The sequence below is a fragment of the Paenibacillus solani genome, from assembly GCF_001277345.1.
Taxonomy (GTDB): Bacteria; Bacillota; Bacilli; order Paenibacillales; family Paenibacillaceae; genus Paenibacillus_AQ; species Paenibacillus_AQ solani.
Map to the genome: position 1 here is coordinate 119,503 of NZ_LIUT01000003.1, position 22,244 is coordinate 141,746.

Here is a 22,244-nt window from a genome sequence, read left to right on the forward strand (position 1 = left end):
TCAAAGCATTCTCAGTATGGCATCCTTGCCGGCCAAGCCAGGATGGATTCCCCACTTCTCTGCCTCCAGGGTTACGGATTCCAGAGGTGCTTCCAGCAGCTGCTCTAGTGTGCGGACCCCGGTAGCCCTCCCTGCAATGATCTTCCGGTCAGCCAGTCGTTCATTCAGCAGTCCCACATCGAGTGCACCGCACATGATATAGCCACGGGAAGTATAAACAGCCAGGAGCGTTGTTTTCGGCAGCTGAACCTCCACGCCCATAACGGTATGTCCTTCGATATTAATCGGCAGTAAAGTCACCAATTCACACACCTCCCCTCGCTTTTCGCTTAGAATTATGTTTATTCCTCATGAACCGACATGGTGCAAATGTCTCGTTAGTACATGCATTTCCTTCGATAATAAATGGGGCTAATGTCTCTTAAGTAGATAGAGTAATAATGAAATCGATATGACATTAGGACTATCAAAATTCGAAAATTATGGTATATTAGATTCAGTGAAAAAACAATGTGAAAGCTGGTGTATGATAAAAGCTATGAACACAATTCCTGTCACCGATGAGAACGGCTTTTTATTCAACGTTGATATTCTGGTCAAGAGTTCTTCCAACGCACTGGCTCTGCAATATTTGCTAGAAATGCTGAACGAAAAGGCTGAAGTCATCGATTTCCGGGTCAAGTCCGGAATGGAGCTTGGAGAAATCATCAACACCTTGATCCAAGCCAAAAAGAATTCTGTAATTAGCAAAGCTTCACGCAAATCGAATTCTGAAACCTCTCCAAAAGAGAAGCTTGTTACTCCTGCTACATCTTCGATACCGGAGAAAAAGATCACTGCAAGCGCTCCCCCTGTGCAAACACCAATCATCGGAAGTGATCCCTTTGAATGGATAAAAGTATACAGTAAGGATAATCGCCTTGTTCGCCTGACAACAAACCGCAACGGAAAGCAAACAAGCCTTCCCTGTCGTATTCTTAACTACGACGAAAGCAATTTCCTCGTGAACGTTTATCATGTCGATGAGAAACAGGTTTATACTTTCAAACTCAATGAAATTGATGAATTTAGTGTCAGCTAATACTCCACCGTGATCCATTAAAAAAACGGCTTCGCCGCCCCATAAACAAGGGTTCGGTGAAACCGTTTTTTTTCTTTAGAATCAAGCGCGTTTAGAAAACAGCGCCGAAGACATCAGCATCAGCCAGCCTACTATAAAGCATACTCCACCTATCGGCGTTATAGCGCCTAGCCACTTGATACCTGATATACTTAATACATAGAGACTGCCTGAGAAAATAATCGTTCCGGCGATGAATAGAGCGCCCGCCCAAAACAGCTTGCGGGATTCACCCAGCACCTTCGCCAGGATACCTGTAATCAATACGGCTAGTCCGTGTATCATGTGATAATGGACTCCTGTCTCGTATGTAGCCAGCTCATCAACCGTAATGCGATCCTGGAGCATATGTGCACCGAATGCTCCGATGGCTACAGACAAAGCCATCAGAATCGAGCCCCACGCAATGAATGTTCGACTCAAGCCTGTTCAACCCCTTTTTATCAACGGACCATCCTGTCCTTATGTCATCATGTTAAGTTTAACGGATTCTCTACAGCTTTTCCACAGGGGTATAAGTGCTTTGGACTTGATTTCCAATCTATTTTGTGAAAGATTAATAAGGAAGCATAACTAACTTTGGTAGACACCAACAGAAATGATTAATGAATGTATCCCAAGTAAGGAGAGATTATGTAAATGGATCAGCAATCATCCTCCTCACCATCCGAGGAACAAGCATCACCCAAAAGACCCAAAACCACCTTCATCCCACCTGAGGACAGAAAACACTCCCGCTTCGGTATAGCATCTTTCATATTATCCATCGTGACCCTGCTAGGATATATTCTGCTTGGGGCGCTCGGCACGACGATGATTGAGCCTTTCATGACTGAAAATGGTCCGCTTCTGGAACCGAATCAGGAAACACTCGAAGCGATGACCACATTAGCGGCTGTATTCATCCTCGTCATGATTATTAATATCATCGGACTGGCTCTTGGCATTGTAGGCTGCTTTAGCAAAAATCGCAAAAGAGCCGTCGCTGTCATTGCCACCATCGTGAATAGCATTGTCATCGTTACCATCGCTGCTCTGTTCTTCTTCGTATTAAACGCTTAGGACACAAGAATATGGACACCGTACTTGATCTAATTCAGGTACGGTGTCTTTTTCATACCAAACCAGGATTGACCCTCACATATCGTTCTTTCTCCCGAATATAATGAAATACTACAGCCGAAAAAAGACGGCAACAGGCGTCATGGCTGCACTTGGGAGGTGACTGTCCATGCAAAATGATGATGCTCTATCGTTTATCGTATCCCGCGAAGACTGGTCGCTGCACCGCAAAGGCTATCAGGATCAAGTACGCCACCAGCATAAAATCCGCGATGTGATCAAACGCAACCTGCCCGATCTGATTACCGAAGAAAATATAATTCTGTCTGACGGAAAACAGATTATTAAAGTTCCCATACGAAGCCTTGACGAATACCGTTTCATTTACAATTACCAAAAGCAAAAGCATGTGGGTCAGGGCGATGGCGACAGCCAAGTAGGTGATGTCCTGGGGCGTGACCCTTCGCCTTCCCAGTCCGGGAAAGGAGAATCTGCTGGCGATCAGGCAGGACAGGACATCGTGGAGACAGAGGTCAGCCTGGAGGAACTGGAAAATATGCTGTTTGAGGAGCTCGAACTACCGCTGCTGCAGCCCAAGGATCAAGAGGTGATCGACACACAATCCATCGTTTTTAACGACATTCGTAAAAAGGGTATCATGTCCAACATCGACAAAAAACGTACCATTTTAGAGAACCTGCGCCGCAATGCCAGGGACGGCAATCCCGGTATTCACGGCATCAGTCCGGATGATCTGCGGTATAAAACATGGGACGATACCGTGATACCCGAATCAAATGCAGTCATTATCGCCATGATGGACACATCCGGCTCTATGGGATCATTCGAGAAATATTGCGCACGCAGCTTTTTCTTCTGGATGACCCGCTTCCTCCGTAAACAATATGAAAAGGTGGAAATCGTGTTTATCGCCCACCACACCGAAGCGAAAGAAGTGACCGAGGAGGAGTTCTTTACCCGTGGTGAAAGCGGCGGAACCATATGCTCATCTGCTTATCAGAAGGCGTTAGATATCATCCATCATCGCTATTCTCCATCCCGATATAATATCTACCCTTTTCACTTCTCTGACGGTGACAATCTCACCTCCGATAATGAACGATGCGTCAAGCTCATAGGTGAATTGCTTAAGGTAAGCAATATGTTCGGTTATGGAGAGGTCAACCAGTACAATCGCAGCAGCACGCTGATGTCAGCTTATAAAAATATTAAATTGGACCAATTCATGTACCATGTCATCAAAGACAAAGGCGAAGTCTATGAAGCCCTTAAAACCTTTTTTCGCAAACGGGAAGGAGCTGTGAATTAATCTCTGGAGGATAATAATGGATAGGGATGGCATGGAAGTGGAGGAGGCAGCATGGCCTCCTTTTTCTTATCGCTTGTCATGTTACAGCTAACAGAGCATTACCGAAGAATGGATGAAATGATAATAAAAACTTGTATGTTCAGATGAAAATTCTGTCTTAGGTTTGACATCATAATGTAGCCGGAGGTTCATTTTTTTGTCACCTTCTGGTTTCCTCGAGATGATAGTATGTAGTAGTTATGACATTTTCTACAGGATATGACAGGTTTCGCACTGGACTTCTCCTGATCTGTCCTTATATAAGAGAAAGGAAAGGTTATCATGTTCCAAATGACACATCATTTATTAACCACCCAGACGTTTGAGAATATGTCCTACATATTATGGAAGCGGCTATTACATAGCGGCACAAGTGCAGATCCTTCGGAAGGAGCGATCAACCATGCCGGTTCCAGATAAACCACGTTCACGTTATATGCCTGGTCTGGACGGACTCAGGGCCCTCGCATTAATCGGAGTCATGGGATACCACTGGAGTTTTGGTTTTGCAAAGGGCGGTTTTCTCGGGGTAAGTTTATTCTTCGTACTGTCCGGCTATCTCATCACGGATATTCTGGCATCTCAGTGGCATCATCAGCAGCGGATCGATCTGAAGGATTTCTGGATACGAAGGTTTCGGCGGCTCTTGCCAGCCATGCTGCTCATGCTATTTATTCTGGTGGTATGGGTTACACTGTTTGACCATTCTCGACTAGCCGCACTTCGGGGTGATGTACTCGGAGCTGTTACGTACATAAGCAATTGGCAGTTTATTTTTCAGGAGCAATCCTACTTTGAATCATTTGGGCCGCCGTCTCCTTTGGGTCATTTCTGGTCCCTAGCCGTAGAAGAACAGTTCTACTTGCTGTGGCCGCTGATCATGTTAGTGGGGCTTAAACTTTTTCCCCGCAGAGGACCTCTGTTCACCTTCATTGCCATCGGGGCTGCACTGTCAGCTCTGTGGATGGCTGTTATCTACCAGCCTGGGGACGATCCTAGCCGGGTTTACTATGGCACTGATACTCGGGCTTTCGGGCTGCTTGTCGGGGCAGGGCTGTCTATTATATGGCCCAGCTGGAAGCTATCTTCTTATGTTTCGGTGTCCTCCCGGCGCCGACTAAATATCACGGGAATAGTAGCTCTGCTCATGATACTCTTCATGATGTGGAAGGTTGACCGTTATGAAACTTTTCTATATCAAGGAGGCATGCTGCTCTTCTCCCTGGCTGCGGCCGTACTCGTAGCCGTATTGGCACATCCGGCGGCTTCGATCAGCCGCTTGTTAAGCTGGAAGCCGCTCGTATGGATTGGCGTTCGCTCCTACGGAATTTACTTGTGGCATTATCCCGTGATGATCCTGACATCGCCAGATGCGGGTGCAAGCGATCTGCCTTGGCCTGCAGTAGCACTGCAAATCGCGGCAAGCATTCTGCTGGCCGCCCTATCCTGGAAGTATGTCGAAGAACCGATACGACATGGCGGTCTTAAGAAACTATGGTCCAAGGCCTATTCCCTTCGCCGTCGCCCGGCTTCGATTTCATTAAGAGGCTGGATCATATCCCTGTGCTCGCTTATTCTAATCGGCATCTTCTGCTCGGGAATGATGAGCAGCGTATCTTCGGCAAGAACGGTAAACGATATCGCTGCCATGCTGAACTTGGGTGACTCCGCTTCGGAAGAACAAGAGCTAACTCCAAGTGATGGGGCTGTTGCGGTTGAGCCGCCGGAAGAGCAGCCACATCATCCAGCTGGCGGAGACAGCCCGGCGCCGCCGACCAGCGTCCCTTCGAATCAACCAGGAGTGATTGAGAAACCCGATACTGGGAATAAAACATCTGGGACTCCGGCACAGGACGAAGAGACAGGTTCGGACGATGACGATGTTGAAGAGAAGGAATTGCCAAGCCAGCCTGCAGGGACAGACCAAAACATCGAAGAGGGGCAAACCGAAGAAGAAAGCGGAAGTACAGATAGAACCGATTCCGAAATGATGGTTCCCGATCAATCGAACGGCGAGAAAACGAGTAAGTCTAATGCAGTTAAAACGGATAAGTCATCTCCATCCAAGGACCCGGCTAGCGATACAACCAGCGGAAAGAGTGATCCTGCCAAGCCAGCGAATAAACCCTCTCATCCCCCGGCATCCAAGTCCGTCATTACGGCCATAGGAGATTCTGTCATGCTCGGCGTATCTCCTTATCTGGAACAATCGCTGCCCGGCATTCATGTCGATGCAATGATTGGCCGCCAAATGCGTCAGGCTGATGATCTGATTCCTGTTATGAAAGACCAGAACCGAGTAAATGGCGGCATTATCATCATTGGGCTTGGCACCAATGGAGCTTTCTCGAAGAAGGATCTGGATTCACTGCTGCTTCCTCTGGATTCGGCCAAACAGATTCTGCTGATCAACACGCGAGTTCCGCGCGACTGGGAACAGAATGTTAACGACATGCTGGCCGAAGCGGCTGCACAGAATCCCAAAATCACCTTAGTTGATTGGTATTCAGCCAGTAAGAATCATCCGGAATACTTCCGGTCGGACGGCGTTCATCTGGAGCCGGAAGGCGCCAAAGCCTACACCTCCATGCTGATTCAAGCCATCAAGAAATAAGCGATTCATGCTGATTCATGCCATCATTTATTCCTATACCGCCGACCTGTTCTCATCATTCTATGAGTCAGGTCGGCTTTTTACTTATATACGTATGCAGAAGCAGCAATATGATATAATTCGATTACTATTCTCATTATTTCTATTAAAGGCGGTGTCCTGGTATATGAACCATATCGTTACTATGAAATGGCTGCTGGCGAGACTCTATGAACCGGATTTGGTCATCGTCGATTGCCGTTTTGCCCTCGGTAAGCCGGAAAGCGGCAGAGCCTCATACGAAGAATCACATATTCCGCGGGCAGTTTACCTTGATCTGGAGAAGGACCTCTCCTCCCCGATTACGGAACATGGCGGACGCCATCCCCTGCCGAACCTGGAGCACCTGGCAAAGCGCCTCGGGCAGTCGGGCATTCAAGGCAGCAGCCGTGTCGTAATCTATGACGATCAAGGCGGCGCCATGGCCAGCCGTCTATGGTGGCTGCTGAAATACACGGGGCACGAAGAAGCTTATGTATTGGATGAAGGATTTACGGCTTGGAAGAACGCGTCGTATCCGGTAACGAACGAACAACCGATCGTGATCCCCGTTACATATGAAGTCAATCTAAAGCCTGATAAACTGGTCGGCGTGGATGAGGTGCGCGAGGCTTCGCTTCACGGTACCAAAGTGCTCATCGATTCTCGTGAGCCGCGTAGATATGCCGGCGCGGAGGAGCCTATGGACATCAAGGCCGGTCATATCCCTGGAGCTGTGAATTACTTTTGGAAGGGTGTCCTGGACGATTCCGGTCATTGGAAGAATGCAGATGATCTCCGCGAGCATTTCTCCAACATTCCGCAGGATGCCGAGATCATCGTATACTGCGGCTCCGGCGTTACCGCTTGCCCTAACGTTCTTGCTCTGGAGGCAGCCGGTTACAGCAATGTGAAGCTGTACGCAGGCAGCTGGAGCGATTGGATTTCGTACAGTGAGAATCCGGTGGCTACGAAGAGTGAGTAAAATAGAAGAACCCGCGCCTAACGCGGGTTCTTTTTGTTTAGATTAATCTACTCCATATCTGTGGAATATTTGCATGTTGAGCCAACGTGTAGACGTTTAGTTTCCTCTCAATCGTTTTCACAGCTATCGCTATCGGCCGGAACAAATTCCAAAATATCTCCCGGTTGACAGTCCAGAATCTCGCAGATCGCTTCCAATGTGGAGAACCGGATTGCTTTCACTTTACCCGTCTTTAGATTGGACAGATTGACGTTCGAAATTCCGACTTTGTCGGCCAAATCATTCAATTTCATTTTTTTATCGGCCAGGACCCGGTCCAGTCGTATAATAATCGGCACTTTTTGTCAGACTCCATTCTTAGAAAGTCGAATCATGCTCTTCCTGCAGAAGAGCGCCGTACTTGAAAATCTCGGACACAAACAGAACGAGTATACCGATGATAATTCCGATTAAAGAGATACTCCCCAGATTGATCGAAAAGATGCGTGTGACGAGCAGGCAGATCAAAATATTAAGTATGAGCTTCGCCAGCAAAGAATAAAAAATTACGGCAATTCCCAGCCTTCTCAGCCGGGCGGCATTCGCCAGGCTGAACGGACTGATTCCGCTAAGTATGCTTCCTATTATAAGGCGAATCTTGCCGATCGAGTAAAGGTAGGCCCAGAAAACAAGCACGGTATTGGTCAAGCTGACTACCAGATAGGCCTTCTTGGCATCGAACTTGTCGGGATTGATCGGTTGAAAATAAGTGAAGGGCACCATGACGCTCTTCGTCACCGTGTCCGATAATGGTACTGAAAAGAACCAGTGCATGATTCCCTTCTCTGCAGAGAACAACTCCTGGGGTTTTAATCCGATCCATATATTGAAACAGACGAATGCAATGAGTAGCCCGATCCCTCCCCAGTATCCGATCTTAAGCGCAGTGTGCATTCTTTTGAAACCAGGCTTGGCTTTGAATTCGATTCCGTTCATGCGCAATCTCCTTTTCATGTGAACTTACAATATATACTAAATGATTGATTTATGAAAAACAATAACTATTTAATGATAAACATTAAATAAAACCCTCTACCCTTCCGGGTTCACCTAACTTCACTGAGCCTTTTGTTGGCATTCCGTTCGGCTTGACCAGCGACAGAGGTATATTTCGCCTTGGCTCAAACAATACTGTTCCGCCAGCCCAACAGGCTTCTTCCTCCCTAAGTCATCCCAAGCTGCCAAAGGAGGTCGTTGCACAGCGCTAGCATATCTTCCGAGGCTCTACCGCTGCGCTGCTATGAACTCCTAACTCTTGGCGTAGGATTTATTCAAGCATGGGGGTTCGTGGGGGGTGTAAGAAGCGGGTTGTCTTATGTGGGCAATCCGATTGCCACCGGAAATGAGTAGAAACGAAGAACCCGCGTCGGACGCGGGTTCTTCGTGTTTTTCCTCCTTATAGCATTCGAATTCTCCTTATAACTGATCCAATCGCTCCAGCCGGCTACCGCATCAGCCTGTACCAACAGGAGACCTGTGCAGAGACTTCTTGGTCTTCGCCGTAACATTCGCTCGCTCCAAAATATCAAATAGCGCCTCGTTGAATTTCTCCTTCCGTTCAAGCATTGGGATATGGCCCGCTTCCGGAATGGAGTAAAACAGCTTGAGCGGCGCTTGAATTGTTAAAAAAAATTCCTGTGCCAGTGGATAGGGCGTTTGCCAGTCTCGCTCTCCATGTATATAAAAGACTGGCATTTCAAATGCAGCGTCCATAGTCGACAGATCGAAGGATTCACATAAATATTTCCAGATGGGACGCTGTCCGTCGCCAAATGCTCCGGATATGAAAAAATACCTCATATCCTTGAGCGTATAAAATGGTGAACTTAATGCATTGGCGATAAGCTCTGTTGTTGGACCGGCCGATAATTTATACTTTCTTTGATATTTTCGAACCTTCATAAGTTTCTTGATCATGTCGTCATCAAATGCTAGCGGAGGGTAAGGTTTCAAACGAAGTAGATCTCGATAATCGATGTCGTTTCCCGCCATTTTTGCCGCTTCCAGTACTTTTTCATATCCGACGCGTTCATTATCCTTCATATTGACAACCTGCCCGACGCCGATATAAACCTGCACAAGCTCCGGATATTGCTTGCTGAACAGGCTGCCTAACACCGAACCCCATGAATGCCCCAAAATGATAATTTTCTCTTTATGATATTTTCTTCTCAAATAGTTCACAATTTCGTACGTATCCTGAACGAGACGGTCAACCGTGACCGTTGGAGCAACTTGTTTCGGATCATTATTAAAATACGTTTTACCGCAGTTTCTCTGATCCCAATGGACAACCGTGACACGCTTCTCCCAAGGGATCTGAAATTCTTGGGCAAACGGCAATATAGGCTCGCCTGGGCCGCCATGCAAAAACAGCATCACAGGATTATCTATGTCCTCGCCCCGATGATGCAAATATTGCGAAATGCCGCCGATGGTTACGAATTCTCTGCAATCAATGCCATTACTCATGGGATTCATCCGAATTCGATGTGTCTTCTTCTTTTTCTTGTACTGAACAAAAAGAACCAAGCTAACGATGAATATAAGCAATCCCGCTAATATGATCCATATAACGCTCATCGTGTCCTCCAATAAACGATAGAACTGGGGTTCCGCTGGGCAGAATCATTGGGGGCAATCCCATACGACGTTTTGTATTTTTCAAGAGATTCTCTCATGGCTTGGCTCCCTCCGTCATATATTCGGCAATGGCATGGACGAGTATATCCAAGGCCTTCTCTCGTCCTCGCTCACCAAAAGACATATCTGTCGAACCAACAAAATGGAGCGCGTTCATTAAATATGCAAGTACCTCCATTTCACATCCCGATTCGTCAATGCCGCAAAGCGACAGCGTCCTGCTAAAATAGTCGTTTGATTTTAATGCCTCCCGATCCGCCGCCTCAGCTGGAAGCTTACGAAGCAGCAGTTCTATATCCAATGGAGAAACGTAGAGAACGATACTGTCCGCTGCCAGATAAATTTCTTTCAATGCCTTTACAAGCCTTTCTTTCAAATTTATGCGTTCGGACAATACGGCCTCCACTCTCTCAAACATTCTGCTCTCGCTCTTTTTGATAATCGAATAGAGAAGTTCTTCTTTGGAATTGTAATAAGAATAAAAAGATCCTTTGCCGATATGGGTCGCATTGGTGATATCCTCTACCGTAATCCGCTTTACGCCTTTCTTGCGAATCAGTTCAATCCCTTTTGTGAACATCGCTTCTCTCACCAGATCTTTTTCACGTTCAGTGACAATCTTAGGCATTAATCCCCCTCCTTTTTATTGACTGAAAATAAATTATATAGTCAACAAAAATATGATAACCTCTTTTCCTGTTTCTTACAAGAGGTTTTGGTGTTCACTAAATAGAGTTTCGCTATTAAAGAAATGCAGGAAAAAATCATTTATAATTTGGATCAATGTAAATTATAGTGGAAGTTTGAAATCAGCAAAAAGCCCGCTAAGATAGCGGGCTTTCTCCTTGTTATATGCCATCTTTAGTCTTACATCAAAATCCCTGACAAATGCTCAAAAGCCATCGATCTTATCTGCTTTTCCTCAGGAATATTCTCGTAGAGAAGATGCTCTTTGCCCGCTTCAGCCATTCGTTTACGGATGGCGGCAATCCGGCCTTTGCCGGTATCGATAAACCGGAAGTCTATCTGGCGCAGGCACTCCATCTTCGTTAAGCCATCCAAGGCTTCCGCCTTGATTCGCGTATGTATCTCCTTAAGTGTCAAAACCTCCAGCCGGCTTGCAGTCCACAGGTTCTCGATCTCCTGCAAGGATTTCATATAATCCAGTTCAAGCTGCCGAAGATTCTTCATATGCGAGAAATCGCACAGGCGCTCAACTTTCGGCAGCGACAAGTGAAGATAAGACAAATTGTTCAAACTCGCCAGGCCATCGATATTCATCAGATTTCGGACGGAAGATAGCCTTAGCATGCTTATATTTGAGTCGGCCAGCACTTCCAGCGGACCGTTCAGTGTACAACTGTCGATAGCCAAATATTTCATCATCGGCAATTCCACAACAAAATCCAGCTGATCAATCGCACAGTTCAGAACCAGTGTATCCAGCCGAATGCAGTCAGCAATCGGTGATAGATCTTCAAATTTACCGCTGAGTTCAAGATACTTTAAGAACTTGTAATTCCGGATAAAATCGAGATTTTGCTTTTTGGGAGAACGTATCTTAAGAAACTCCATTCGATCCAGCGCACCCAGCTTATTCAAATCCTGCTTCTGTTTAAGTTCCAAATGCAACGCAGCAACGAACTTCAATCCAGCAAGTGCCTCCAGAACTTCCTCAGTATATTGACCTGCCTCCTCTGGAATATATATGTGCAGAATCAGATCCGGACGTTTGGAAAACACCTGTTCATCCAGCTTCAGCAAATCTGCGGCGTTATCTGACCCAACAACGAACTCAAGACTAGCACGGTTCCGCAGCTGTTTAACGGCACTTTCCATTTTGTCCATGTTCCAGGGAATCCCCCTCATCGAAGCCGTCCAAGGTTCACTCATATTGCTCTCCCTCCATCCTACGAATATTGATATTCGAGTAAAAAAACGGTTTACCTTGTGCGTATAAATGCTTAAAATTGTCGCGATTATCCCGAGGCTGTCTAGTTTGTTATTTAGTGTTGCTATTAACTATAACATGATGATATTTTATGCGTGAATCCATAAATCTTGCAATTCCGCCTACGCGACGCACAAGATGTCTTTCACACTACTATTGTTTAACAAGAAAAAGCCGCCCCTTCCTCGTGTCGACGAAAGGGACAGCTTTTATAAGAAATCGTAAATAACTACTTTAAGAAAGTTGCCGGATTTCTACCGCTTATAACCAACAAGCCTCTTGCTCACAAGTACCATGAGTACGGCAAGGCCAAGAAAATACAGGGGCATCGTAACTAGCGAGCCATTGTGAAGAAGGCTCATGCCGCTGGTAATCAGGCTTACAACAACATAATAACCCAACCCGAAAATCGCTCCTGCCGTTCCAAGCACATCTCCATATTGGTTCAGCGCCAAACTAAGACAATTCGGAATCGCCATTCCGATGCCGAGCAGAAGGATAAAAATACATACTACCAATAACACCATATGCAAAATAGTAGCATCAATTCCGCCCACAACTAGAACGGTAAGGCAAAGGGCCCCCAGCATCGTAATGATCGTGCCGATCACAATAATTTGCTCAGCCTGGAGCCTGGGCAGCAGTTTCTTTGACAGCATCGCACCCAGGATGGATGAAATCGCAACAAAGATCCCGAAGAAACCAAACCCGCCCGGACTCATCCCAAAAAATTCGATAAAAATAAATGGGGCCTCCGCATAGTAACTGAACAATATGCCGTTCGTGGCTCCAATGAGAAAACCGAATCCCCATATTCTACGGTCGGAGACCAGGCGCTTGGCCACGGAGAGTGTGTTAATCTTCGAGACAGTCTTGACTCTAGTTTCAGGAAGTGAACTCCAGGTGTACGCCAGAATAGCGGCGCTCATCAAAACCAGCGTCAAGAACACTGCTCTGAAACCAAGAAATTGATCTACCCATCCGCCAAGGAGCGGTCCAACAGCAGGCGTAAACGCAAGCGCTGCCGAAATCTGGGCAAACACTGCATGACGCTTGGCTCCATCAATGCTCTCACGCAAAATAGTTTGGGTGACAACCGAGCCCGTGCTAGCACCAAAAGCCTGAATGAACCGGCTCACCAATAACCATTCGGCCGAACCGGATAGATAGCAGCCCAGGCTGCCCATTCCATAAACCAGGATGCCCCACAGCATGGCAGGACGACGTCCGATGAAATCCGAGAGCCTTCCCCAACAAAACACTCCGAAGGCAAAGCCCAGGAAATAAATGCTGAGGGTTAGTTGGATCACATTGTTGCTTGCTCCCAATTGATGGGCAATATCCGGCAATGAAGGTGTATATATTGTTTCACTAATTTGTGGGAAACCCACAAGGATAATTAATAACCATATGGATGGATTTGAGATTTTTCTTTGCACAGCTAACGTCCCCCTTATCATTCAAAAATCTCAAGTAGGCTGGCATAGAAATTACGGGATAGGGGGTTTGCATTTAGTTAGTCTAGTAAATGAAAGCATAAAGAATCACCTTTGTTATCTGATAAGGGGGTATATCTACCATGTATTATATCAGCTTTAGAAAACTGTGTGACATCATAATAAAATAAGGCGCCCGCCATGCCTGAATGTTTACAGGACAATGGCAAGCGCCTAGTTATCTATCAATTCTTCTTGGAAAGCCATTCCGCCAATTCTTCCGTCTGGGCAAGAACGGCAAGCGGATCGTAATACCAGGAACGCTCCTCAGGCCATATATACATCTGTCCCTTCTTGACCGCAGACAGTGTGCTCCAAATCGGATCGGCTTTGAAATCCTCGATCGTACGCGTATTGGCGGTCATAATGATATAATCCCCCGCATATTGGCTTACCATTTCTGCCGATAATTCTGCCCATTGCTTCTCCATGATTTCCGCAGCAATCCCGCTTGGAGGCTTTCTTCCCAATGCCTGATAGACAGGCTGACCGCCACGGCCGAAATTATCCCCGTACACCCAGGTCGACTTCTCACCGTCTTCCATAATGCTAAAGGTGGCATCCGCCGGAACAACTGCATCGACTTTGGCCTTGGCTTCCGCAATACGCCGATCGTACGCCTCCAGCCAGGTTTTGGCCTCCTCTTCCTTACCGAACAACTCGCCGAAGTACGTCAGCTCTTCTTGGGCATTCTTTAAATCTCCGTATGGAATCACAATGGTCGGTGCGATTTTGCTTAACTGCTCATAAGTTTTTTCCCCATTGCCGGTAATGATGAGATCCGGGTTTAAAGCCACGATTTTTTCGATGGATGGTTTTCCGTAATCGCCAATATCCTCAATTCCTTGCAAGAAGTCTTTGAAATAATAGTTTTGGATGGTTAATCCCGGAGCTCCGACCGGAATCACATCAAGCGCAATCAGACTACCCAAATATTCCTCAGCGACGATGCGCTGCGGATTCACCGGAATCTCGATATCACCATTGATCGTGGAGACAGTTTTCACCCCGGCTTCTTCCACTGAATTCGCCTCACCAGCTTGTGAAGAATTAGCCGTTGTTGTCTGCACACCCTCCCCGTTGCTGCCATTACCGGTCTCACCTGTTCCACAGGCGCTGATCATGAATGCCATAAAAAGCATGGTGGTGATCAGGATAAGACGCTTTCTGCTAAAATAATGTAAAGAAAACACATGAATCCCCCTTATTTATCGATAACGATAATCATTCTCAAATAAACTTTACCTCCTGTTCAGCCAAATGGCTATGCCTTTAAATGATGTCCGGTCATGCAAATTTATGATGTCCGGTCAGTACTTGCATCATTTCGTGCAATTGGGCTTGCGAAGAGATGGGGTCATACCCGAAGAATAACTCCGGTTGGTCCAGGACATAAACACGGTTGTTCCTGACCGCTTCCAATTCCCGCCACGCCTGTGATCCGAACAGGGCATCCACGCGCTTCTGACCATAGGGATGGCCAGGCAGTGATGTAATGAAAATATGATCGGCATCGTAAGAAGCGATTTCTTCAATATTGGCTTCCACGAACCCCTGAAGGTGCAAGCCCTCCTCCACCAGCCGGACCGGTGGCCGAAAACCGATATCATCATACAAAATCTGGCTGCCCCTGCCGAAGCTTCCGCTGAAGCAGTAGGCCGTGTCCGCGCAAATTTCCCAAACGACGGCGGTTCCCCGTTCTCCAAGCACTCGGTTCAGTTCAACATTCGAACGATCCACAAGTTCGTCATAACGCGAGAGCCACTCCTCCGCTGCCGCTTGTTTATTGATAGTGCAAGCGATAAAACGAAATTGTTCACGCCAGCTCATGGTCTTGAAAGGGAGTTCGAGGACAGGTGCCAACGTGAGCAGCGTTTTGTTCTCCTTGGTCGAATCGTAGCTGATGATCAAATCCGGATGGGATGAAGCTACGGCATCATAATAATGATCGGATGTGAGGATGTATGGATCAAAAAGATGATGCACGCTCAAGCCCTTGCTGTATAGGGTCTGCTGAAGCCAAGGGGTATACACACCCAGCTCCGGAACAACGTCAAGTGCCAATAGTGACGCTGTATGATTAAGGTTCAACGCGGTGATTCGCTTCGGTTTGCGTTTATAAGCCGTAGGCGACATGCCCACCGATTCCTTGAACTTACGGCTTAGGTATAAGCCCTCCTTATACCCTACCTCCTGCGCCAGTGCATTTAAATCTTGCGATCCGGTCAACAGTCGTTCCTGCGCTTTTCGAATGCGAAGCAGGGTCAAGTATTCATTAAAGGTACGACCCGTGTGCTTGCGGAACATGCGCGAGAAATGCTCCGGACTGATGCCTGCCATCGAGGTTATCTGCTCTCGCGTGACTTCTTTATGGTAATTCTCCTCAATATATTGCAAGGCTTGCTCCAGCCACGATAATGGCGATGAAGATGGCCTGAATGCTATCTCCACATGGAGCTCCTGCAATAATCGAATAAACAGATGCTGCAGTTGAAAAGGCTCCTCGCGGTTTATCGCTCCCCAGACACGCTCAAACTCTTCTGCCAATCTTAAAATCTCGAACGGAATACAATGTAGCGGAACCATGCATTCAAGCCCCCAAGAAACGCCGCCGCCATCGATATTCAAACATCGATATTCTATATAAATCCCCCGTAACGGAGTTGATCTGTTCGAGCTCACCTTCAATTCCGTAATACCGTCAGATACAAATACGCTTCCTCTGGACATCGGGTAGGTGCGGCCCTCTGCTTGCAGCACTCCCTCTCCATCCTGGATAATCACGATTCGGTAACCCGGCTCATGATGGTTCCCGCCGGTGCTCGGAATCCCTTCATCCAATCCGATTAAACGAGTCGGTACGTGAAAAAAATGAGGGGAATGCGGGGTCGCTGGAGCAAATGACATAGAGCTTCCTCCTTGATTATGATAATCATTATCAATTGATGTGATGTTATTATACCAGATGCTCTACTCCTCTGTGATGGTAAATCCGCTTCCCTACCTATTTTAATAATGCGGTCGATCGTAGCTTCATCAGAAACATTCAACCTGCGTGACGGGTTTCAATGTCCGCTTCGGGCCTAAACCGGCTTAAGCTCAGCACTTGCATCCATGTGCTACGCTTGAATTAAGTACCACTCATTCCATGGAAAGGAAGTGCGGACCTATGATACTGAACCATCTTAATCTCACTGTAACTGATGTAAGCACAGCTAAGGAATTTTTGTTAAACTATTTCGGACTCCAAATCGGGGGCGAGCGCGGCCAGTCGTTTGCAGCGCTGTTTGACGACAACGGGATGGTGCTGACCTTAATGCAAGGTACCGAGGTTAACTATCCCAAAACGTTTCATATCGGCTTTATCCTGGAAAACGAAGAAAAAGTAAATGAGCTCTACCAGCGCCTAAAGGATGATGGTTTCGATGTCACTCCGCCCCAAAGAGCCCACGGATGGACCTTCTACGTTAAGGCTCCGGGCGGTTTTACGGTCGAAGTTCTGGCGTAATTAAACCTTCATGCGACCTCCCAAAAACCACACGCAAGAGCCCATGCATGAAAGCATGGGCTCTTGTTACTGTTTTGAACTTTATAAGGCCTATAGGATGATCGGTTACCGTTTTCTCCAACGCGTCCTATGCTGCGAATTCTGATCATGTTTGCCTAGGACCCTCAATACAAACTCCACGTCTCTGTGCATAATGCCGGTAACGAATCCGCAACCCGCTCGCAATCCTCATATCCCAAATTGCCGGAATGTGCGAACAGAATCGGATATTCTCCATCTCCAGACTCTTCCCTCATATCAAACATATAGTGGTTGCCGCTTCCATCCATGGCAAACGACACAGCATTCGGCATATATTCCGGCAGCTCATAAGCCAGATTCATCTCCCTTAGATCGCCGTTATGAAGAACTGAAAATAACGTTCTCCCTGTTGGAACTCCCCTCCGTTGGAATACTTCAATAAATCCAAATAACTCATAGGAAAATGCCGCTGAGGCAGCTTCCACCCTGCGGGTTCGAGCGGTCTATATTGAACGATCTTCTCCAACATTATAAAGGAAACACGGAAAAAAGGGATCATACCGAAGATATACGATTTCATCTTACGCTTTGGAGATGCAAACCCCGATATGTATGGCGGTCACAGATGGGATCCTCCGCTGGCGTCGATGCATTGACCGGTAATCCAGCGGCTGTCCGGAGAAGCCAAAAATGCTGCAATATCCGCGATATCTCCAGGTTCTCCCCATCTCCCGAAGATCGAAAAGCCGGCCCCGAATTGATAGGAATCCGGATCCTTCAGCATAGCGGCATTCATGTCAGTAGCAACAAATCCGGGCTGTATCGCATTGATCGTGATCCCACGGGAACCGAGCTGGCTCGACAGCGATAGCGTCAGCGCATTAATGGCACTCTTCGTCATGGTATATGCCGGAATATTGGGCAAGGAAATTCGAGTCACCGCAGACGACAGATTGATAATCCGCCCTTCGTCCCGAAGGCGGGGGAGAGCTTGCTGAATCAAAAAGAACGGCATTTTCACATTCACTCGCATCACGTTGTCAAAGCTCTCTTCCGTTGTCTCCTGTATGGTCTCTATCAAGCCGATCCCTGCGTTGTTGACCAGGATGTCCAATTGCGTGCTGCCTGTCCTTGCTTTCAGGATCTCATCCAGCGACTCGTAGAGGGCACTTACTCCATCCAAGGAGTCAAGCTCCGCCCCAACCATGAAAGCCTCCCCTCCGGCCAACTCAATCTCGCTCACAACCTCTTCAGCAGCCGACCGGCTCTTGCCATAATGAACGGCTACCAAAGCTCCTTCCTGTGCCAAACGTACAGCGATGGCACGTCCGATGCCTCGGCTGGAACCTGTAACCAAAGCTGTCTTCCCATTCAAAACCTTCATCCCCATCATCTCCTCTTCTTTTTCACTTTCAGTTTTATCACAAGCACCGTTTCAAAATGTTGCGCTCCCATTCTTATAAGAATCCCCGTCGGCACAGGCGGTTGGAATCAAGCTTTTGCGCCCGGCTCCTGTGCTCGATTGGAAATTAAAATCATTTACATTCGATGTGAAGGTTATTATAATGAAAATATCAAAAGAGCTGCGCAACTTATGTTTGCATAAAGCGATTAAAGGATGAGTTTTTCCTTTAATCGCTTTTTTTGTGGGCTTATTGAAAGTCATGGAGGTATATATCGTATGAAAAAAAGAGCATTTGATATGATCATGCTGCTTATTGGAGCATTTATTTTTGCGTTGGCAGTCAATCTGTTTGTCATTCCCAATGACTTTGGTGAAGGCGGCGTTACCGGGATATCGATCATTCTCTATTATACGTTGAAGTGGTCCCCGGCTCTTGTCGGCATTATATTGAACGGAATATTGCTGCTGGTCGGTTATAGGCTGCTGGATAAAAAGACAACAATTTATACCATCATCGCCGTTGCCTTCCACTCTCTGTTCCTGCATTTGACGGAGAGCTGGCACATCGCTTCAAATGAGCCGGTAATCAACGCCATATTTGCCGGCCTGTTTGCCGGCGTCGGGATCGGGCTCATCGTCCGGGTGGGCGGCACAACGGCAGGTACGGTGATATTAGCCCGCCTTGCCAATAAATATTGGGATTGGAATATCAGCTACGCCCTGCTGTTCTTTGATCTGATCGTTGCCGGGATGTCCATATTTGTAATCGGGATCGAAAAGGCCATGTTCACGGTTGTCATTCTCTATATCGGGACCAAAGCAATGGAGTTCATTATTGAAGGCTTGAATCCCAAAAAAGCGGTCACCATCATTTCGCCACACCATGACCGGATCGCGATACGGGTAACGGAAGTTATGGATCGCGGTGTGACCGTTCTGCGCGGTTATGGTTATTACACCGGACAGACCAAAGATGTGCTCTACATCGTCATCAGCAAACAGGAAGTCTCTATGCTCAAGAAAATCGTTCGGGCTGAGGACAAAGATGCCTTTGTCACCATCCATGATGTACGCGACGTATTTGGCGAAGGATTTATCGATATTTCGAAATAAAGGAAATTTCATCTTATATCGGAGCCATATATCTTCCATACGACAAACCGAGATCGGTAATGGCTTGGTCGGTCACGGATAGAAGCGAGACATTCTCTCCTTCCGTGCCCATCCACTGAACACCTAGCACAAGACCCGATGTAGACTTAGCTGCAAATAGAAAAGTGAATAATTCCGGCTGCACTTCGCCTCCATCATCCACTCTCCACGTGGAATAGGGATCATACGTCGCCGGATAATCGTGATACAACCAAGTATCCCCGTCTTTCACGGCCAAACTTGCCAGCATATCGTCACCTAGTCTGACGAATTGCACCAGATAGACGGACTTTCCATCTGGAAGCTCAATCAGCGGCCAAGCCTGCTCTACCTCTCGTCCTTTGCTCTCCTTGATCTTCCGCAGCTCCTGTTCATCAGCGCCGGCATGCTTAGGGTCCACACGCTGTATGGTCAGGAGCGCTTCGGCCGGGAGCTGACTCTCGGGAATAATAAAATAGGTTTCGTTTGGCTCTGCTGCCCCTTCCGTCACCTCATATAATTGCCCAGCCTGATCGTTAAAATTGTGTACGGTCTGCCGACCGTCATCTTCCGGAGTTGCCTGCTGCTTGCCTGAATAGCGAACCGTAAGCAGCTTTCCTGTCTGGCCAATGGCAATGAGCGGTTCTTCACCAGCATAACTGGCTGTTTCCGGGTCAGCCAAGAGCTTTTGCCCCTTCTCATTGGCAAAAGCGAATATCCCTTTCTTCAAAGCAGCCACATTCCGGATTACCTGCTGTTTGTCTTCATTTTCCAGTTGGGGAGCTGGTTTCACTACAGATATAGCCGGCGCTTTCACCTGCTCCTTCTGACCACCTGAGCATGCCGTCATCATGCTTAGTGCAATCACAAATAGGGCACTTGAAAACTTCATTATCCCTTCAACTCCTGTCATAAGATTCCAAATTCTCCATATCTCCAGACGCAAAATACATCCGAAAAGTTTGCATTCGACGATACTTTATTTGCACTTTTTTGCAACATTTTTCATAGCCATTTGTGCCGCTTCTGCATGAAAATAAGGAGAAACAGCTTGCTGCATCAGACTTTTTGATAACTTTATAGAAATATTTGATGAGGTTATAAAAAACATTTTATTGGTAATGCGGGGCAAAATTCTATACAATTCTTTTTAACTTAAAAATGCTGAATGCAAACTTTTTAATGGTTTAGTACAAATTGTCCAAGACAGGCTTTCTCTCTGCAGTACCCATGATACCATCGCAATTCTACTTTAACGATTTGAAGGAGTGCATCGCAAAAGTGACTACGAATATTTCTGTTTCTTCACCCCTTACTGCCGCCCATGATTATGTGGAATCCATCTATAACCAAGTTGTGTCCCGGGACCCTAATGAAACTGAATTTCATCAGGCTGTCCGGGAATTCGTGGATTCCATCGTCCCTGTTTTAGCCGAGCATCCGGAATACCAAGAGCAAGGTATCCTAGAGCGTCTTGTTGAGCCGGAACGAATGATCACCTTCCGTGTACCTTGGGTAGATGATCATGGCAAGGTTCGCGTAAACCGCGGCTTCCGTGTACAGTATAACAGCACGCTTGGCCCCTACAAAGGCGGTATCCGATTCCATCCTTCGGTATATGCCGGCATTGTCAAATTCCTTGGTTTTGAACAAATTTTCAAGAACGCACTCACAGGCCAGCCAATCGGCGGCGGCAAAGGCGGTTCTGATTTTGATCCTAAGGGCAAATCCGACCAGGAAGTCATGCGCTTTACTCAAAGCTTTATGACTGAGCTTTACCGCCATATCGGACCAGATGCCGATGTGCCAGCTGGGGATATCGGTGTTGGTGCACGCGAGATCGGTTATATGTTTGGTCAATACAAACGGATCCGCGGAGGACATGAAGCCGGAGTGCTGACAGGCAAAGGCGTCATTTATGGCGGAAGCCTGGGCCGTACAGAAGCCACAGGTTATGGCTGTGTGTACTTCGTTCAGGAAATGCTCGCTTCGAAAGATCTGGATCTTAAAGACAGCCGTGTCGTTGTCTCCGGTTCAGGTAACGTCTCCATCTATGCAATCGAAAAAGCGCAGCAGCTCGGTGCTCACGTTATTGCTTGCAGTGATTCCAACGGTTATCTGTATGATCCGGAAGGCATTAATCTTGAAACCGTCAAATTGCTGAAAGAACGGGATCGCCTGCGCATCAGTGAATATGTCAAGATTCACCCGCATGCCGTATACACTGAAGGTTGTACAGGCATCTGGACTATTCCGTGTGATATCGCTCTGCCTTGTGCTACGCAAAATGAGCTGGACGCAGAGGCTGCCAAGACACTCATTTCCAATGGCGTAAAAGCCATCGGTGAAGGTGCGAACATGCCTTCTACTCTGGAAGCCATTGAACTGTTCCTCGACAATGATGTGTTATTTGGACCAGCTAAAGCTGCTAATGCCGGAGGAGTTGCCGTATCCGCCCTGGAAATGAGCCAGAACAGCATGAGACTGTCTTGGACTTTTGATGAGGTTGATGCTAAGCTCCATGTCATTATGAAGAACATTTACAACAGTGCTGTAGAAGCTGCTGAAAAATATGGTGTGGCTGGCAACCTTGTAGCTGGCGCGAACATCGCAGGTTTTATCAAAGTGGCGGATGCCATGATCGCCCAAGGAATCGTATAAGNAATTGAGTAGCCGACCTCTCACACCACCGTACGTACCGTTCGGTATACGGCGGTTCAACCGCATAAGTGCATGTTACGCAAACGCTCGTACTCCGCAGGAAAGTCATAATATCCTGCCTGTGCGAGCTTTTCGTTGGTTATGGAACGAGACAATACGGGGCTCCCGGCGATACGCCAGTATCCCAAGCGAGAATTTCCCCATTGGTAAGCCTGCCACTC

21 protein-coding genes and 1 pseudogene are annotated in these 22,244 nt (G+C 47.1%); 9 read left to right on the forward strand and 13 right to left on the reverse strand.

Annotated features, from left to right (window positions below; all coding sequences use genetic code 11):
- Positions 1-303 (reverse strand): YunC family protein, encoded by a 303-nt coding sequence (locus AM231_RS17855; RefSeq protein ID WP_054403875.1) that lies wholly within the window; start codon positions 301-303, stop codon positions 1-3.
- 223 nt (positions 304-526) lie between these two features.
- Here AM231_RS17855 and AM231_RS17860 point away from each other — a divergent pair, with 223 nt between their 5' ends.
- The gene (locus AM231_RS17860; protein WP_053491962.1) at positions 527-1,081 is read left to right on the forward strand and encodes a hypothetical protein; all 555 of its coding nucleotides are present in this window, start codon (positions 527-529) and stop codon (positions 1,079-1,081) included.
- Positions 1,082-1,162: 81 nt separating this feature from the next.
- On the opposite strand, the gene AM231_RS17865 is transcribed toward AM231_RS17860, so the two are convergent.
- A complete protein-coding gene (locus AM231_RS17865; protein ID WP_054403876.1) occupies positions 1,163-1,543 on the reverse strand; it encodes a DUF423 domain-containing protein in 381 nt (126 codons plus the stop codon).
- 216 nt (positions 1,544-1,759) lie between these two features.
- On the opposite strand from AM231_RS17865, the gene AM231_RS17870 reads away from it, so the two are divergent.
- The 5 genes from AM231_RS17870 to AM231_RS17885 all read left to right on the forward strand — a co-directional run bounded on the left by AM231_RS17870 (position 1,760) and on the right by AM231_RS17885 (position 7,168).
- Positions 1,760-2,182 carry a hypothetical protein gene (locus AM231_RS17870; RefSeq protein WP_053491960.1) on the forward strand — a complete coding sequence of 141 codons (423 nt, stop codon included), beginning with the start codon at positions 1,760-1,762 and terminating at the stop codon, positions 2,180-2,182.
- A gap of 169 nt (positions 2,183-2,351) precedes the next feature.
- Positions 2,352-3,512 carry a sporulation protein YhbH gene (yhbH, locus tag AM231_RS17875; protein ID WP_053491959.1) on the forward strand — a complete coding sequence of 387 codons (1,161 nt, stop codon included), beginning with the start codon at positions 2,352-2,354 and terminating at the stop codon, positions 3,510-3,512.
- 330 nt (positions 3,513-3,842) lie between these two features.
- The gene (locus AM231_RS30260; RefSeq protein WP_278044640.1) at positions 3,843-3,971 is read left to right on the forward strand and encodes a hypothetical protein; all 129 of its coding nucleotides are present in this window, start codon (positions 3,843-3,845) and stop codon (positions 3,969-3,971) included.
- Positions 3,955-6,165, forward strand: coding sequence for an acyltransferase family protein (locus AM231_RS17880; RefSeq protein ID WP_054403877.1), 2,211 nt, complete (start codon positions 3,955-3,957; stop codon positions 6,163-6,165). Before AM231_RS30260 ends, AM231_RS17880 begins: the two co-directional genes overlap by 17 nt.
- Before the next feature lie 166 nt (positions 6,166-6,331).
- Positions 6,332-7,168 carry a sulfurtransferase gene (locus AM231_RS17885; RefSeq protein ID WP_054404263.1) on the forward strand — a complete coding sequence of 279 codons (837 nt, stop codon included), beginning with the start codon at positions 6,332-6,334 and terminating at the stop codon, positions 7,166-7,168.
- A gap of 107 nt (positions 7,169-7,275) precedes the next feature.
- On the opposite strand, the gene AM231_RS17890 is transcribed toward AM231_RS17885, so the two are convergent.
- The 8 genes from AM231_RS17890 to AM231_RS17925 all read right to left on the reverse strand — a co-directional run bounded on the left by AM231_RS17890 (position 7,276) and on the right by AM231_RS17925 (position 16,204).
- On the reverse strand, positions 7,276-7,506 hold the full coding sequence (locus AM231_RS17890; RefSeq protein ID WP_023959480.1) for a helix-turn-helix domain-containing protein: 231 nt from the start codon (positions 7,504-7,506) through the stop codon (positions 7,276-7,278).
- A 19-nt stretch (positions 7,507-7,525) separates the two neighbouring features.
- Positions 7,526-8,143: a DUF2975 domain-containing protein gene (locus AM231_RS17895; RefSeq protein WP_053491956.1), complete on the reverse strand. Its 618-nt coding sequence runs from the start codon at positions 8,141-8,143 to the stop codon at positions 7,526-7,528.
- A gap of 516 nt (positions 8,144-8,659) precedes the next feature.
- Positions 8,660-9,790, reverse strand: coding sequence for an alpha/beta fold hydrolase (locus AM231_RS17900; RefSeq protein WP_054403878.1), 1,131 nt, complete (start codon positions 9,788-9,790; stop codon positions 8,660-8,662).
- Between the two features lie 94 nt (positions 9,791-9,884).
- Complete coding sequence (locus tag AM231_RS17905) at positions 9,885-10,478, reverse strand: TetR/AcrR family transcriptional regulator (RefSeq protein WP_054403879.1); 594 nt, start codon at positions 10,476-10,478, stop codon at positions 9,885-9,887.
- A gap of 239 nt (positions 10,479-10,717) precedes the next feature.
- Entirely contained in the window at positions 10,718-11,743 is a 1,026-nt protein-coding gene (locus AM231_RS17910; RefSeq protein ID WP_054403880.1) for a leucine-rich repeat domain-containing protein, read from the reverse strand.
- Positions 11,744-12,055: 312 nt separating this feature from the next.
- A complete protein-coding gene (locus AM231_RS17915; RefSeq protein ID WP_053491952.1) occupies positions 12,056-13,240 on the reverse strand; it encodes a multidrug effflux MFS transporter in 1,185 nt (394 codons plus the stop codon).
- Between the two features lie 242 nt (positions 13,241-13,482).
- On the reverse strand, positions 13,483-14,490 hold the full coding sequence (locus AM231_RS17920; protein ID WP_053491951.1) for an ABC transporter substrate-binding protein: 1,008 nt from the start codon (positions 14,488-14,490) through the stop codon (positions 13,483-13,485).
- 94 nt (positions 14,491-14,584) lie between these two features.
- A complete protein-coding gene (locus tag AM231_RS17925) occupies positions 14,585-16,204 on the reverse strand; it encodes a helix-turn-helix domain-containing protein (RefSeq protein WP_054403881.1) in 1,620 nt (539 codons plus the stop codon).
- 262 nt (positions 16,205-16,466) lie between these two features.
- Here AM231_RS17925 and AM231_RS17930 point away from each other — a divergent pair, with 262 nt between their 5' ends.
- Positions 16,467-16,805, forward strand: coding sequence for a VOC family protein (locus AM231_RS17930; protein WP_054403882.1), 339 nt, complete (start codon positions 16,467-16,469; stop codon positions 16,803-16,805).
- A gap of 164 nt (positions 16,806-16,969) precedes the next feature.
- Here AM231_RS17930 and AM231_RS17935 read toward each other — a convergent pair.
- Both AM231_RS17935 and AM231_RS17940 read right to left on the reverse strand, forming a co-directional pair.
- A pseudogene (locus AM231_RS17935) lies at positions 16,970-17,337 on the reverse strand (SMI1/KNR4 family protein); the annotation flags it as partial.
- Between the two features lie 108 nt (positions 17,338-17,445).
- Positions 17,446-18,210 carry an SDR family oxidoreductase gene (locus tag AM231_RS17940; RefSeq protein ID WP_054403883.1) on the reverse strand — a complete coding sequence of 255 codons (765 nt, stop codon included), beginning with the start codon at positions 18,208-18,210 and terminating at the stop codon, positions 17,446-17,448.
- Between the two features lie 297 nt (positions 18,211-18,507).
- Here AM231_RS17940 and AM231_RS17945 point away from each other — a divergent pair, with 297 nt between their 5' ends.
- Entirely contained in the window at positions 18,508-19,344 is an 837-nt protein-coding gene (locus AM231_RS17945; RefSeq protein ID WP_054403884.1) for a YitT family protein, read from the forward strand.
- A 13-nt stretch (positions 19,345-19,357) separates the two neighbouring features.
- Here the strand turns inward: AM231_RS17945 and AM231_RS17950 are convergent, their stop codons facing one another.
- Complete coding sequence (locus AM231_RS17950; protein ID WP_242615230.1) at positions 19,358-20,254, reverse strand: hypothetical protein; 897 nt, start codon at positions 20,252-20,254, stop codon at positions 19,358-19,360.
- A 389-nt stretch (positions 20,255-20,643) separates the two neighbouring features.
- Between AM231_RS17950 and gdhA the strand changes: the two genes are divergently transcribed.
- The gene (gdhA, locus tag AM231_RS17955) at positions 20,644-22,023 is read left to right on the forward strand and encodes an NADP-specific glutamate dehydrogenase (RefSeq protein WP_054403885.1); all 1,380 of its coding nucleotides are present in this window, start codon (positions 20,644-20,646) and stop codon (positions 22,021-22,023) included.
- The last annotated feature ends 221 nt before the right edge of the window (positions 22,024-22,244 follow it).